The sequence below is a fragment of the Chitinimonas lacunae genome, from assembly GCF_042650885.1.
GTDB classification, from domain to species: Bacteria; Pseudomonadota; Gammaproteobacteria; order Burkholderiales; family Chitinimonadaceae; genus Chitinimonas_A; species Chitinimonas_A lacunae.
Genome location: NZ_JBHSBU010000004.1, coordinates 31,965 through 43,514 on the forward strand (window position 1 = coordinate 31,965; position 11,550 = coordinate 43,514).

Here is an 11,550-nt window from a genome sequence, read left to right on the forward strand (position 1 = left end):
AAGCCCCGGGCACGGGGCTGGTTGGTTAGTGGATGGCGCTGGCGTCTGGCTTGGTCGAAAGCTCGACGATTTTGTCTGGCGCGAACTCCTCAATCGGCTGAGTAAGCATCTTCCTTCCAACGTCATCGAGAACACGCAGGGCGAAGTCGGCGCCACAGTTGACTTCAAGATTCCGGACCAGGGTCTGGATTAGTTGGTGTACGCCCATAGCCATTTCACGCCGATTGGCCGGTGCCAGGGCACGCATGAAAAAATCGAGCGTCTGAATGACGGCACGGCTTCTGGGATCCAGCTTCGCAAGCACTTCAGGAGGCGGACCATCGGGTAGTTGGTCGCCACTCACGATTTCACCTCCCGCAACGCTGCCCGGATCGCCTCGTGAGCTTCGGGCGATAGCCAGCCAGGCACCGACGTCAACACCAACATGATGGCCTTGTGCAGCTCGGAGTTCAGGTCGACCGACGGCGGGTTCTGGCCCGGCTCCCCGGCAGACAGTGGCGGATGGGTCGGCAACGATTCGCCCGGCACGGCTTCGGCCATCAACGTTTCAAGCAACAGCTTTGCGGGCGTGATCGTCGGCGGCAGATCGGGCAGGCCCAGATCCTCGACAACTTGGCAGATCAGCCGCTCAACGTCGTAGAGCTGTGGGCCAATCAGGCCAGCCTGACGGACGAATGGGCAGCCGCGCAAAGCCTGGGGTGGATTGGCGGCGAGCTGTGCGCGGGCGAGCTGGACGAGATTGCCGAATGCTTTGATTTCGGAACCGCTCAACACTAACGCGTAGCGGCGGGAGAAATGGTTTTCCATCGGTGTTCCTCCGGGTTCGGGCAACAAAAACCCCGGCTCACGGCCGGGGTGGGTATCGGGGATGAGGCGGGCTACTTCTTCTTGTGCGGCTTCTTGCCGGTGTCCTGTTGCTGGTTGCGCCATTCGTTATGACCATCCATCCAGCGGCCACGTAACAGACCCCACTGGTGGGGGCACTCGCTGTCTGATTGGCCAGCGGCTGCCGCGTCGTAGCCAGCGTCGTAGGCAGCCTCCAGCTCTGTCTGAGTAATAGGGTTTTCGAGCGTGCCGTGGTTTTCCGTCTGGCCGAGTCCGTCCGGCGCCTCGGCATCAGCCGGAGCATCGTCGATCAACTCGATGGGCTCGGTGTCACCCTGGTCACCCTCGAATGGATCGACGAACTCGGCGTCGACCACGTTATCGTCGTATCCCTGGTTGGCCTTCCAGCCTTTGATCCAGGCAATGCAAAGGTCGCCGTGCTCATTGGGGCAAGCATCCTGGCCATGGCCAGCTTCAGCCGCGCACCAGCCGTCGCCGTATGCCTCCTGCAGATCTCGCTCGCTCGGGCGGTAGGTCAACATCGATTCAGAAATGATGGTGATGCCGGCCTCCTCTTTGGCTTCTTCCATGCCGCCACCGTCGTCGTCACGGTATTCGTGGCCCAGATCCAGACCGCGCTGGTCGGCTTCTCCCTGAATCTCATCCATTCCGCCGGTATGTGCGGCGGCATCAGCAACGACGATCAGCACCGCCTTACCCTGCGCTTCGTACAGCTCATGCAGCGAAGGGGCGCCGCGCCCGACTTTGATGACGGCCTGGGCGCCGTCTTTGATCGTGATCTTGTCCAGGTCGCCCGTCACCACCGTGCGGCCTTCGCTGGCGATCAGGTGGACGGCCATCTTGATATTGCTATCGACACGATTGCGTAGGCGCTCGATCACGTCGTCTTGCTTGGCCGCCGACAATTGGTCCCAGGGTTTCGGCAACAGCTTGAGCTCTTGAAGTAGCGCGCCGAGTAGATCGGCGCCGATCGTACTGGCGGTCATGGCGCGGAAATCACGGGGTGCATTCATGCGTTTCTGTCCTCGGTGTGATTCGGGCCGCGCTGGGCGGCCCGGTGGGTTTTACTGTTCGATGGAAGCGGGGGAAGTGTCGGGCGGCAGATCGTCATCGCCCGGCAGCTGGTCGGGCGCATCATCGTCAACGATGTTGAATTCGCCCTGCAGCACCGCGCCCAGCCCTTGCGCCTCGCCCATGCTGGCTTGCCCGTCCAGGTTCGCGGCGGTCGCAAGTTCGATGCTGACGGGCAGGTACTTGAAGAGCCGGCGCAGCACGGTCTTGCGGCCCATCTCTTCGAAGTGCTGACCCCAGACCGACTTCAGCTTGTCGCGCGCGAACTTGTAGTTCTGGCTGGCGTCGCGAATGTCTTCGACTTGGCGCCGGCTCATTACTTCGAAGGCGTGGCCGCCGCCGACCAGCTTCGCGACTGCGTAGAAGGCGATGACAGGACCACGATCGCCAAGCGCCGGCTTGTGGTCCAGCTTCTCGTCCAGCCCATAGCGGTAGTCGAATTCGTCCTTCTCGCAGACCTCGTGCGCGGCGATGCTCACGACCTGGCCGCTGCGGCGCGCCAGATCGATCAGCCCCTTGTAGCCGAATACGATTTGCACTTCGGTGATGCCCTTCGTTCGGTTGTCGAACGGGATCAGGTAGGCGTGGCCCAGCGGCGTGTTAGGTTCCAGCCCCAGCTGTGCACATTGGATAACGGCACCAAGTAGGCTGTCGGTCCGGGCGCTCATTAGCTTCGGCGTCGTGCGGAGCGCACCCAGGGCAATCTTCAGCATCCGGTCGGCGTCGAGATGCTTGGGCAAAACAGCCGTGATTGCGCCGCGCTGGCTCTCGAAAAACTTCTTCACGTTCCCGATGCCGGCGTCTTTCGCGACCATCACGGAAGTGCGTTTCAGATCGGCCAGCGAGGTCGCGGCCGGGGTTTCGGTCTGGGTCGTCATGGCTTACTCGTGGTAGGGGCAGGTGGACCACCGGGCGCAATAGCGCTGGTGGCACATCATGCTTTGAGGGTTGGGGGGAAACAGGCCAGTGCGCAGCATCTCGGCGCCGATCTCGATCAGGCCGGGGAACTGGTCGGTACCGACCATCACGTCGCGAGCGTTGCGGATTTCGGCGACGGCGATCTCGGGCGTGCCCTTCGTCTTCATGCCGACGATCTCGGCGGGTGCTGTGATCGTCTCGCCGGTCGTGTGCTCGAACAGCAATTCATAGGTGCCGACCTGGGCGGCGTGGCCCTTCGTCTTGGCCAGCCCCTTGGCGACGGCCGTTGCGCCGGTTTTCAGATCAGCGATACCGATGCCGCCGGCGCCGCGACGAATACGCGACCGGTCCATCGTGCCGACCAGCTCGACGACCTGACCACGTCCGCAGTCGATCCGGAACGGCTTTGTCTCAAGTTCGACGGCGGCAAATTCGAAGCGCGGTGACCAGTCCTGGCAATAGAGCGTGTGCAGCTTCAGGCCGGTCGCCTCGGCCTTCGGTGGCGTCAAGTCGTCGGTCCAGTCGACGTCGTACGGCGGCGTATGCAGCGTATCGACCAGGACGCCGGCCGCGTCGTCCGGGGTGATCGGCGCACCAGCCATGCGAGCAGCGTCGAATGCGGCGGTACTGGCGTGGATCGCAGTACCAAGCAGAGCGCGCGGGCTGCTTGGCATCTGCAGGCCGAGAAGATGCGTCCCTTCCCATCGATGCGCGCAGTCAAAAAGCGAGCCCCAGGACGAGGCCCGCACGCGGGTGACGGATTCGCTCATCGCAGCCAGCTCCACACGACGCGGCCGAGACTCAGCGCCGACAGCGCCACATACGCAACCGCGCACCAACTGACCAGCGCAGCGGCGCGCATCCACAGCGGCCGCCGATCGCGGCGAACGAAGATCAAGCGGCGCATTCATCGATCCCAAAAAACGATTCCGGCGGCAGGTCCGGCGCCTGCATCGGCGCGCCAACCAGGGCGGACCGGCCGCGATAGAAACACCACGACAGCACGAAACCGGCGGTGCGTAGCTCGGAGGCGAGCAGGGAAAACGACGAGCACGAATCGGCAGCGAGAACAGCAAACATGGCTACGGCTCCCAGCAAAGGCGCCCGGCGTGGCCTGGACGCGGAATAGAAAGCCCGGTCGCAGGGCCGGGCACGAGTGACCGCGCGGCATGGGGATGGCGCGCGGCGTGGAGAATAAAAAGCCCGACCGGGCGGCCGGGTGAGTTCCGCTTGTCACGGCGGGATGGAGGAGACATGGCCTACACGGCGACGGACCGGCGCGATTGACCTGCCCGCAGCTGGTCCCGATCCGTCTGCGTGTAGGTGCTGGCCAAACAACCCAGGGCCAGCGCTGGTGACTCCCGGACCCCGGTAGGCGCGCGGTCAACGCCACGTCACTCGCGGCGATTTCGGCTCCCGTTCAGCCGCGCTTACAGTCGGTAATAGTCGCGGCGCCCGCACTTCGGGCAGAGCAACGTGCTCGTTGTTAAACCGTTCTCCCGAGGCGGATCGGGACGTTTGGTTCGCTCGCTTTCCCAGTGCTTATGCGCGCATTTACGATTCGCGCACTCCACATAGATGTCGTTCTTGGATCGCATGGCGTGTCCTTGTGGTGGTCTTGTTCCAGCCGGCTCGATGAACCAGCTCGAAAAAGAGGCCCGCTTTCACGCGAGCCAAGAGGAGGAGGAAATAGCGCCTGTTGGCACTGGTGAGCTGCCGCCGCGCCACATCGTTAGCGACAACAGGAGCGGTAGCGCAGCAGCGGCTCACCGGTACCGGCTCTGTGCGAGCCGGCGCGGGTTATTCGGTTGGGGTGCATTGGCTGGGTCGGACCCGGATCGGATCGGTCCGGCCGGTCTCGACGACCTCGACAAATTCGCCCGCCGACGTCGAGACAGCGCGGACGACAACGCCGTGGCCTTGGGCGCGGTGGGTTTTGTATCGCACGTGCTTGCCGACCAGCTCGGCGGCCTTCGGCGGCGGTTTCTGGGGTCTAGTGCGCGGGCGGGCCATCAGTCGCACCTTTCGAGCGTGGCGAACCGGCACGGAAACGGGTGCCCGGCATCGACCATCAGTTGCAGCACGCCGGCACAGCTCATTTCCCGGCCGCTTTGATCGCTCAGGAAGAGCGTCCGCAGCTCGGCCGGGGCCACCTCCCGGGCATCGCCGTAGCGCCGCGAGAACTCGTCGTCGTCCAGTTCGATACCTTTGGTCGCGGCATCCACGGCTTCAGTCACACTTCGAGCCGCCCACCATTCACCCTCGCAGACCTGAACCACTTTGATTTCGCCGACCTTCGGGATCGGCACGGGTTGTAGTACCTCGTCCATCTCGTCCTCCTGTCGTTCACACGAAAGCGCCCTCCCCGAAGGCGCTTTCGTGTGCCGCCATTGGCGGCCCGGCCTGTATCTCGCGCCCAGGCTGGCGCTCTCCACGTTCCCGCTGCGTCATCCACACGAAGGGCGCTATACCCATCCGTCACGTCCGCCCCGCTGGCGGCATCGGCGTCGCATCGGCTTTGGGCCGTGGCGTTGTTTCCGTTGAATTTTTAAAGAGCAAGGGTGCAGCCGGCGCGCTGGCGCCAGCCGCCCAGGCCGCTGCCGTCTCAAGGCGTGAGAGGGCACCGGGCTGGGCGGCCCGGGATTCGGTCAGCGGTCGTAGGAGGAAAGAACCCGGCGTTCGGCCTCGTCGCGCATGTCGCGCTTGAAAAGGGCTTCGAGTTCGGCTTGGGCGTTGGCGATGGCTTGGGGGGTACTGGCACGAGCCAGGCGGCGGAACTGGGTCTGAATTTCGTCACTGAAATGGTTGCTCAACCAGTCGTCGAACAGCTCGTCGTCAGCGAGGGCGTCGAGCCACATGTCGGCGAGCTTGGCGTCGGTGTCGGTTTCGAGGGTGTCGGCGGTGCTGAGGGCGGCGAGGTGGGCGGCGGTGTCGTTGGCGACGATGCAGGTGGTGTAGGGCATTGCGGTTTCTCCGTTGCGATGAATTCGTTATATCGAATAATTTACGTTAAAACGAAATTTTCAGCAAGAAAAATTTCGCTAAATCGAAAAATTTCGATTAATCGCATTGAAGACCAAAAGTAAAGCCCGCTGGTGGCGGGCTTGAAGGAGCGGGCGAAACTAGGGGGCGGGAGCGGGGGGTGGGGCGGCGCGCTCTACATCAGCGGCCATTCTTCCGATAACCAGAAATCCTGCATCATGCAGCCCGGCGATATGTCGGTCGTCCAGCTCGATAGTTCTGACGCCCGACGCGGCTTTCGCGGTGATTTCCTGCAACACGGACAGCGCATGAATTGCGCGCTTGAAACGATCAGCCTCGCATCTGCTAAAAGTGAGTGTGAGTTCCTGCACGACCAGTCCTCTCTCCCGTAAGGGTTGGGGTTGTTGTGCGACCGATCATATTGGCGGGCCGGGCTCTTGCATAGCTGTCAAAAAACAGGTGTATTTGTCACATCTAATATAGAAAAATAAAAGCCCCGAGACAAAGTCGAGGCTTGGAGGGGCTGGTTTTGCTATTGACTTAATGCACGAGCAAGCCCAATTTCATGGCTTTCGCTACAGCTTGGTGCTCGTTATTAACACCCAGCGCCAGGGCCGCTTCAGCGGCGAGATGCTCGGCAGCGGCATCACTGATGCCGAGCAGATCGGCAATGTCACGCAGGCTTCGGCCATCCAGAGTGTAGCCGAGAATTGCGAGCTGTTGCGGTGTCAATTTGCACTCAAAGTCAACACGCTCTCCCAGCAACCCTGCAAGAGTGCCATCCACAAAATCAGCCAGTAGCTCCGCTTGCGCGACCGAAACCGCCAGGTTTCTAGGGTCTAAGGGTTGATCACGGCAGAGGGTCAGTGCCACTCGATCACCGTTCTTATGCCAGCGGGCAGTATCAACACCAGCCCGGAATCCATGGGAGCGAGCGGCCTCATAAAATCCGCCCATACCCGCAGACTCGTAAATTCGATTGTCCCACGCAAACCCCAGGGGGCAATCGTGAATGCGCGCCAGCACAGGGTCCTTTACCGCTTCAGCCGGCGTGTTTTCTATCCAAGACAGGGGATAATTGTCAATAAATGTCTCGACCTTTACCCCGCTATTCTCACGGCTATAAAAAACACCGACCGTTTGAAACTCCATGTCCTGCCCTATCTTTATTAGGGCAGTTTTCATGGTCAGGATATCTACGACGGCACCCAGCTCGCGCAACAAATTTTCCATTCTACCCTCAGTCTTTATGTCCCGCGCACAGGACCAGAGTCACTCATGCCACCACCAAGACTTGGGGCTGATGCGGCAGTAATCGGAACAAATCGCTTCTTTTGCTCGTCTTCAGTGTTACTCGCAATGATGGCCTCACCGCTTCCGCCGGTTACGGCCTCAAGTTCCTCAGTGCTGAGTTCAATGAATTGCTTTTTGCTCATAAGAGACCTCCGATTTTTGATCAAGTGTCGGAGCGGAGATAGCAGATATTTGCGCAATGGCGGTCAACACTGCTGCCGCGCTCCGGAGGCAAGAATAGTAGCCCATCGAGCAAGCGGCGAGACTGAAAATCTGGAGCGGGTGTGCAGTAGCAAGCGGCGAGGTAGAAATTAGATTGATCGTTCGCTTCGCCGCCTGCCTGATTGGCACATCAATGCGTGACGATACTGCAATCACCTGGGCATCATCAACAAGCAGGATGTCTGGTGGGGACCCTATTCCGGATGCAATCGCAGCCTCTGCGTCCGTGTGCAATTCAAACTGATAACCTCTTACCTCAAAAGCATCTTTCAGCTCGGCCGCAAAGGCTTGATCTGGGGTGTATGCCAAGACCTTTAGCGTTTGATAGGGCTGCGGCACAGCGTCAAGGCACTCAACGCCCGAGACAAAAAAGGGACGGCCATCCACTTTGTCAAAAACCCTGGCGACCAGCCACTTCTCATCAAGGTTTCTTAAAACCAAGCAATTGCCGTTGGGGGGGGATTTTATGCGGCGATCTGCAACCGCATAACATCGATAGGCAAACCCATCGATAAGCATTGATGCCCGAACCCCAAAAATCGACAAAGGGAATCGTTCTTGTCCCACAAGAACCCCCACCGGGATACCACACCACAGCGCAATCTTTTCCAGCGCCTCTCGATTGCCGGTTTGATCCGCCAAAAGGCGCTGCGCAGTGCGCCGGCTGCAATCAAGTATCCTTACCAACAAATCAACCCACATCTCCTGAGCGGGTTCAACACCAGCAAGCGCAATTTCGAGACGGGATAGTGTTTTTGGGGTTTCCATCTTCGGTTTCTGGCGATCAATCAAGCCCCGATGCTGGCATTTATGCGGTCTTCGCGTCTACCCGGCAGGTCTGACAGGTTTTGATAGGGATCGGTGGGCGATACGATATTTCTGGGCAAGTTCGCCCGAAATAAAGGAACAGCTATGCAATATTCTCTTGGCCCAGTGCGCGGCGGCATCTCTCTGGACATCCCGACGCGTGGCGCCGGTCCGGTGCGCGGCGTGATTACGGCGGACGGCCCGATCCTCGGCGGCATTTCGGCCATGCCGGTAAGGGGGGTTTGATGCGCATTCCCGTCAAGACCGTTATTACGGCCGACCCGGCTGGCGGCATGGAAATCCCCGTGCGCGGTGTGATCGCCGCAGACATCCCGACAATGGGGGTTTGAGCGTGAACATCCCTACCGTGGACGTTTGATATGCACCTCATCCCGATCATCGGAGTCTAATCGTGACCGAACTTTCCCCGTTTGATTTAGAGCTTGTAAGCGGCGGCGCCTCGGCGGCTGGCATCCCCACGCTCGACGCACACGCCCCGATCCCGATCATCGGCGCCCGGGTAGCGCGCGGCGAAGAGGGGCCGATCCTGGGTAGCCGTGAGCGCTGTCCGGAAGACGACGGCCCCGTACTGGGCAGCCGCGACCCCGTCCGCATTCCGGTCAAAGGAGTCTGATATGCGCATCCCAGTTATCGGCGTACACGGCCCAGTTCGAGGCGGCTGACACAACCACACCCGCAGCATCCAGCCCCGGCCGCGCGCCGGGGTTTTTTTCGAATCCACCGTTCATCGGAACCGAGAGATGCTTCAAGCAACAAATCCTTACAATTCAGTCATAAGTAAGAAAAGGAGTTAATCATGGGTACCGCTGCTTTAAAAACCGAAGCTCTCGAAAATGCTTGGACGGCCACCGTCACCACAAAAGGCCAGGTCACTATTCCGGCCGGGGTGAGAGTGGTGCTTCAGGTCGACGCCGGGGACAGGCTCGACTTTATCCGGCTTGAAGATGGTCGAATCATGGTCGCCGCTGCGAATAAGGACGTGACTTGCCTCAAGGGTCGGCTCAAGAAGCTATCGAAGCCTGTTACCGTCGAAGAGATGAACGAGGCGATTGCCGCTGGTGGTGCAGGCGAAGAATGATCGGAATCGACACCAACGTTCTGGTTCGCTATCTCGCGCAGGACGATGAAAAGCAATCCTCTCTCGCCACCGCGCTTATCGAATCCTTTAACCACAACCGAAGAGGCTTTATCAGCCTGATCGTTCTTGTGGAAACGGTGTGGGTAATGGAGCGAGTCTTTCGCTCGCCCCGCAATGAGATTGTCGGAATTCTGGAGGATATTCTGGGGATTCGAGATTTAGTTGTCGAGCATTCCGCGCTTGCGTGGCGGGCACTAGATCGTTTCTCGAAAGAGAACTGCGACTTCTCAGATTGCCTAATCGCCGAAATTGCACATCAAGTTGGTTGCACGGAAACGTTCACGTTTGATCAAAAAGCGGCCAAGCGCGCCGGTATGAAGCTTCTGGAGGATTGAGATTCAAAAGCCCTGCGGCTGCGGGGCTTGGTTTTTCTGTGGCCTGCTCAGCGCCAGCTGGCTTGATCGCGAGGTAGTTGCCCGTCAGGATCATTCACTTTGATCAAATTGCCGGCCTTGAGCTGATCGCTATAGACCACGATATTGGTGCCGCCCTCGCTTGCCTGACTGGGAAACAAGATGCCCGTGTAACCCTGCTCTAAAACCATATCGCCCAGCACCCAGCTGGGTGGTTCAATGTGCTGGTCAAACCTCAACTGGCGCCAGTCCTCCCGCCAGTCATGCCACAGTTCGTCCCACGGCTCGCCTTGATGGAGCTGCCGCAGATCAACCAAGCCACGCAGGGTCGCGGTATATGAGCAGACCACGCAGGGCGGCAGGAACGGCGAGGTTTGCTGATATTCCCGCAGCGCGGTGATCTCTTCCAGGGCCAGATAGAGCGCCTCAACGCCCTCACGATTGAAGCGCCCGCCTTTCTTGGCGGCACCAGCCCCGCTCAGAGGTTGGCTACTCCATTTCGGCGTATGCGCACGAAACAAGACGGTGTCTGGCGGCAGGTCGACGAGGATCATCCAACAAACCCCGCGCCGATCGATTCCAGATAGTCGATGGCATCCTCCGTTCGACCTTCCTGCACCAGCTGCCAGAGCGTCTTATGCCGGAACGCCGGAATTGGTTCGTTATGAATCATAAAAATCGCTCGCTTGATGTCCGGCTGGATCGCCGAGGCGGCCGACAACACCCGCATCACGTCACGTAACATAGCCTGGACGCGCGGAGATTCGGGGTGGGTGCGCAAGGTGTTGCGGTGTACGCGCGCCAAGTCGGCCAATTCCTGCTGCTGCAACCCTAAGATATTGGCGACGTTTGCGGGAGAGAAGCGGGATGTGCCAGCCTCTCGCGCCGATTCAAGCATGCTGGCAAAGACGACGGTGGTCATGAGACGCCTCCAAAAGTAAAACCGACACGCACATTCTATGCACAGTTAGTGCATAGTTCCAGCACTTGGAAATTTATTGAGGGCCAACAAAAACCCCGGCACTCGGCCGGGGCTGGATGCTGCGGGTGTGGTTGTTTGACATCCTCCCCGGCCTGAAGGCCGAGGCTTGCCGCGCACCGGGTCACGTGCGCAACCTTAGTTTGCGAGCTTCAGGACAAGCGCTGTAATCAGCGCCATCTGCAACACCCCTACCGATACCACCCACTTGACCAACTCGGCCTTTGTTTCGGCCGCGGTTTTCTCGAGTTTGGCGTCGATCTTTACCAGGTCGGCCTCGATATTCGTAAGGCGCTGTGCGATATCGGTCTTGCTGGAATATGTTTCGGCGATGTGCTCGTTTTCGGCGTTGATGACCTCAACCAATGCTGCCACCTGGGCACGCGCTTGCGCCGCAGGCACCCCAGCCTCTTCCAGCCGTTGGACGATCTTTAGGGTATCGAATGCAAGCGCGGCCATTATTCTTTCGCGCCCTCTTTGGTGCGCTCCTCGCCTTTCGTTAGCACGGCCAGCAACTGCGCAACCTCAGCATTGGTGAGTTGCGACAGCACCTCCGCACTTGCTCCGAGCCGCTGAGCCTCGGCGTGCAAAGGCGAAATCGTCCCCAGATTAATGGTCGTTGCTTTGTCGGAACTCGCCCCTCCCTCCCGGCAGGGAAAGATCGGCCCCTCGCCCAGGGCCAGCCATCGCACGTTAACTCCCAAAAAGTCGGCAGCACGGATAGCCCTCTGAACGCCAATCTCGGCGTCGTCTTTTGTAACCCAGATGTGCACCGAAGAAGGCGCGGTGCCGGTTGCGGCGCCCAGATCAACCTTGGTTGATCCCGTGTAGCGCAACGCGGCAACAAGGCGGCCCCTGAGCGTGTCGAGATCTGGTTCGGTTTCGATATTTATTCGCATAAACGAATTCTGAACCATTCC

Annotated in this window: 20 protein-coding genes; 3 read left to right on the top strand and 17 right to left on the bottom strand. The window is 59.9% G+C overall.

All coding sequences use genetic code 11. The annotated features are described in order from the left end of the window. Nucleotides 1-25: 25 nt before the first annotated feature. The 13 genes from ACFOW7_RS21815 to ACFOW7_RS21875 all read right to left on the bottom strand — a co-directional run bounded on the left by ACFOW7_RS21815 (nucleotide 26) and on the right by ACFOW7_RS21875 (nucleotide 8,100). Nucleotides 26-343, bottom strand: coding sequence for a hypothetical protein (locus ACFOW7_RS21815; protein ID WP_378168699.1), 318 nt, complete (start codon nucleotides 341-343; stop codon nucleotides 26-28). Beyond that, nucleotides 340-807, bottom strand: a complete 468-nt coding sequence (locus ACFOW7_RS21820; RefSeq protein ID WP_378168701.1) for a hypothetical protein — start codon at nucleotides 805-807, stop codon at nucleotides 340-342. Before ACFOW7_RS21820 ends, ACFOW7_RS21815 begins: the two co-directional genes overlap by 4 nt. 71 nt (nucleotides 808-878) lie before the next feature. Then, complete coding sequence (locus ACFOW7_RS21825) at nucleotides 879-1,859, bottom strand: ribosome modulation factor (protein WP_378168703.1); 981 nt, start codon at nucleotides 1,857-1,859, stop codon at nucleotides 879-881. A 51-nt stretch (nucleotides 1,860-1,910) separates the two neighbouring features. Beyond that, nucleotides 1,911-2,795 carry a recombinase RecT gene (locus ACFOW7_RS21830; RefSeq protein WP_378168705.1) on the bottom strand — a complete coding sequence of 295 codons (885 nt, stop codon included), beginning with the start codon at nucleotides 2,793-2,795 and terminating at the stop codon, nucleotides 1,911-1,913. 3 nt (nucleotides 2,796-2,798) lie between these two features. Next, the gene (locus tag ACFOW7_RS21835; protein WP_378168707.1) at nucleotides 2,799-3,605 is read right to left on the bottom strand and encodes a RecB family exonuclease; all 807 of its coding nucleotides are present in this window, start codon (nucleotides 3,603-3,605) and stop codon (nucleotides 2,799-2,801) included. Next, on the bottom strand, nucleotides 3,602-3,733 hold the full coding sequence (locus tag ACFOW7_RS21840; RefSeq protein ID WP_378168709.1) for a hypothetical protein: 132 nt from the start codon (nucleotides 3,731-3,733) through the stop codon (nucleotides 3,602-3,604). Before ACFOW7_RS21840 ends, ACFOW7_RS21835 begins: the two co-directional genes overlap by 4 nt. After that, entirely contained in the window at nucleotides 3,730-3,915 is a 186-nt protein-coding gene (locus ACFOW7_RS21845; protein WP_378168711.1) for a hypothetical protein, read from the bottom strand. Before ACFOW7_RS21845 ends, ACFOW7_RS21840 begins: the two co-directional genes overlap by 4 nt. Before the next feature lie 720 nt (nucleotides 3,916-4,635). Next, nucleotides 4,636-4,848: a hypothetical protein gene (locus ACFOW7_RS21850; protein WP_378168713.1), complete on the bottom strand. Its 213-nt coding sequence runs from the start codon at nucleotides 4,846-4,848 to the stop codon at nucleotides 4,636-4,638. Then, nucleotides 4,848-5,165, bottom strand: a complete 318-nt coding sequence (locus ACFOW7_RS21855) for a hypothetical protein (protein ID WP_378168715.1) — start codon at nucleotides 5,163-5,165, stop codon at nucleotides 4,848-4,850. Before ACFOW7_RS21855 ends, ACFOW7_RS21850 begins: the two co-directional genes overlap by 1 nt. 318 nt (nucleotides 5,166-5,483) lie before the next feature. Next, nucleotides 5,484-5,798: a hypothetical protein gene (locus ACFOW7_RS21860; RefSeq protein WP_378168718.1), complete on the bottom strand. Its 315-nt coding sequence runs from the start codon at nucleotides 5,796-5,798 to the stop codon at nucleotides 5,484-5,486. A gap of 559 nt (nucleotides 5,799-6,357) precedes the next feature. Beyond that, the gene (locus ACFOW7_RS21865; RefSeq protein ID WP_378168721.1) at nucleotides 6,358-7,050 is read right to left on the bottom strand and encodes an autoinducer binding domain-containing protein; all 693 of its coding nucleotides are present in this window, start codon (nucleotides 7,048-7,050) and stop codon (nucleotides 6,358-6,360) included. 14 nt (nucleotides 7,051-7,064) lie between these two features. Next, entirely contained in the window at nucleotides 7,065-7,253 is a 189-nt protein-coding gene (locus ACFOW7_RS21870; protein WP_378168723.1) for a ComC/BlpC family leader-containing pheromone/bacteriocin, read from the bottom strand. Continuing rightward, complete coding sequence (locus ACFOW7_RS21875; RefSeq protein ID WP_378168725.1) at nucleotides 7,231-8,100, bottom strand: hypothetical protein; 870 nt, start codon at nucleotides 8,098-8,100, stop codon at nucleotides 7,231-7,233. Before ACFOW7_RS21875 ends, ACFOW7_RS21870 begins: the two co-directional genes overlap by 23 nt. A 451-nt stretch (nucleotides 8,101-8,551) precedes the next feature. On the opposite strand from ACFOW7_RS21875, the gene ACFOW7_RS21880 reads away from it, so the two are divergent. From ACFOW7_RS21880 to ACFOW7_RS21890, 3 genes are all read left to right on the top strand, one after another. Continuing rightward, nucleotides 8,552-8,773 (top strand): hypothetical protein, encoded by a 222-nt coding sequence (locus ACFOW7_RS21880; protein ID WP_378168727.1) that lies wholly within the window; start codon nucleotides 8,552-8,554, stop codon nucleotides 8,771-8,773. Between the two features lie 183 nt (nucleotides 8,774-8,956). After that, the gene (locus ACFOW7_RS21885; RefSeq protein ID WP_378168729.1) at nucleotides 8,957-9,238 is read left to right on the top strand and encodes an AbrB/MazE/SpoVT family DNA-binding domain-containing protein; all 282 of its coding nucleotides are present in this window, start codon (nucleotides 8,957-8,959) and stop codon (nucleotides 9,236-9,238) included. Further along, the gene (locus ACFOW7_RS21890; RefSeq protein WP_378168732.1) at nucleotides 9,235-9,633 is read left to right on the top strand and encodes a PIN domain-containing protein; all 399 of its coding nucleotides are present in this window, start codon (nucleotides 9,235-9,237) and stop codon (nucleotides 9,631-9,633) included. Before ACFOW7_RS21885 ends, ACFOW7_RS21890 begins: the two co-directional genes overlap by 4 nt. A gap of 47 nt (nucleotides 9,634-9,680) precedes the next feature. Here ACFOW7_RS21890 and ACFOW7_RS21895 read toward each other — a convergent pair whose 3' ends face one another. The 4 genes from ACFOW7_RS21895 to ACFOW7_RS21910 all read right to left on the bottom strand — a co-directional run bounded on the left by ACFOW7_RS21895 (nucleotide 9,681) and on the right by ACFOW7_RS21910 (nucleotide 11,547). Next, nucleotides 9,681-10,205: an RES family NAD+ phosphorylase gene (locus tag ACFOW7_RS21895; RefSeq protein ID WP_378168734.1), complete on the bottom strand. Its 525-nt coding sequence runs from the start codon at nucleotides 10,203-10,205 to the stop codon at nucleotides 9,681-9,683. Then, nucleotides 10,202-10,573, bottom strand: a complete 372-nt coding sequence (locus ACFOW7_RS21900; RefSeq protein ID WP_378168736.1) for a hypothetical protein — start codon at nucleotides 10,571-10,573, stop codon at nucleotides 10,202-10,204. Before ACFOW7_RS21900 ends, ACFOW7_RS21895 begins: the two co-directional genes overlap by 4 nt. 195 nt (nucleotides 10,574-10,768) lie before the next feature. Next, entirely contained in the window at nucleotides 10,769-11,089 is a 321-nt protein-coding gene (locus ACFOW7_RS21905; RefSeq protein ID WP_378168739.1) for a coiled-coil domain-containing protein, read from the bottom strand. After that, a complete protein-coding gene (locus ACFOW7_RS21910; RefSeq protein WP_378168741.1) occupies nucleotides 11,089-11,547 on the bottom strand; it encodes a hypothetical protein in 459 nt (152 codons plus the stop codon). Before ACFOW7_RS21910 ends, ACFOW7_RS21905 begins: the two co-directional genes overlap by 1 nt. Nucleotides 11,548-11,550: the final 3 nt, after the last annotated feature.

Coding starts and splice junctions, on each gene's coding strand:
- ACFOW7_RS21820 (WP_378168701.1), bottom strand. CDS start 807: ATGGAAAACCATTTCTCCCGCCGCTACGCGTTAGTGTTGAGCGGTTCC.
- ACFOW7_RS21825 (WP_378168703.1), bottom strand. CDS start 1,859: ATGAATGCACCCCGTGATTTCCGCGCCATGACCGCCAGTACGATCGGC.
- ACFOW7_RS21830 (WP_378168705.1), bottom strand. CDS start 2,795: ATGACGACCCAGACCGAAACCCCGGCCGCGACCTCGCTGGCCGATCTG.
- ACFOW7_RS21835 (WP_378168707.1), bottom strand. CDS start 3,605: ATGAGCGAATCCGTCACCCGCGTGCGGGCCTCGTCCTGGGGCTCGCTT.
- ACFOW7_RS21845 (WP_378168711.1), bottom strand. CDS start 3,915: ATGTTTGCTGTTCTCGCTGCCGATTCGTGCTCGTCGTTTTCCCTGCTC.
- ACFOW7_RS21850 (WP_378168713.1), bottom strand. CDS start 4,848: ATGGCCCGCCCGCGCACTAGACCCCAGAAACCGCCGCCGAAGGCCGCC.
- ACFOW7_RS21855 (WP_378168715.1), bottom strand. CDS start 5,165: ATGGACGAGGTACTACAACCCGTGCCGATCCCGAAGGTCGGCGAAATC.
- ACFOW7_RS21860 (WP_378168718.1), bottom strand. CDS start 5,798: ATGCCCTACACCACCTGCATCGTCGCCAACGACACCGCCGCCCACCTC.
- ACFOW7_RS21865 (WP_378168721.1), bottom strand. CDS start 7,050: ATGGAAAATTTGTTGCGCGAGCTGGGTGCCGTCGTAGATATCCTGACC.
- ACFOW7_RS21870 (WP_378168723.1), bottom strand. CDS start 7,253: ATGAGCAAAAAGCAATTCATTGAACTCAGCACTGAGGAACTTGAGGCC.
- ACFOW7_RS21875 (WP_378168725.1), bottom strand. CDS start 8,100: ATGGAAACCCCAAAAACACTATCCCGTCTCGAAATTGCGCTTGCTGGT.
- ACFOW7_RS21885 (WP_378168729.1), top strand. CDS start 8,957: ATGGGTACCGCTGCTTTAAAAACCGAAGCTCTCGAAAATGCTTGGACG.
- ACFOW7_RS21890 (WP_378168732.1), top strand. CDS start 9,235: ATGATCGGAATCGACACCAACGTTCTGGTTCGCTATCTCGCGCAGGAC.
- ACFOW7_RS21895 (WP_378168734.1), bottom strand. CDS start 10,205: ATGATCCTCGTCGACCTGCCGCCAGACACCGTCTTGTTTCGTGCGCAT.
- ACFOW7_RS21900 (WP_378168736.1), bottom strand. CDS start 10,573: ATGACCACCGTCGTCTTTGCCAGCATGCTTGAATCGGCGCGAGAGGCT.
- ACFOW7_RS21905 (WP_378168739.1), bottom strand. CDS start 11,089: ATGGCCGCGCTTGCATTCGATACCCTAAAGATCGTCCAACGGCTGGAA.
- ACFOW7_RS21910 (WP_378168741.1), bottom strand. CDS start 11,547: ATGGTTCAGAATTCGTTTATGCGAATAAATATCGAAACCGAACCAGAT.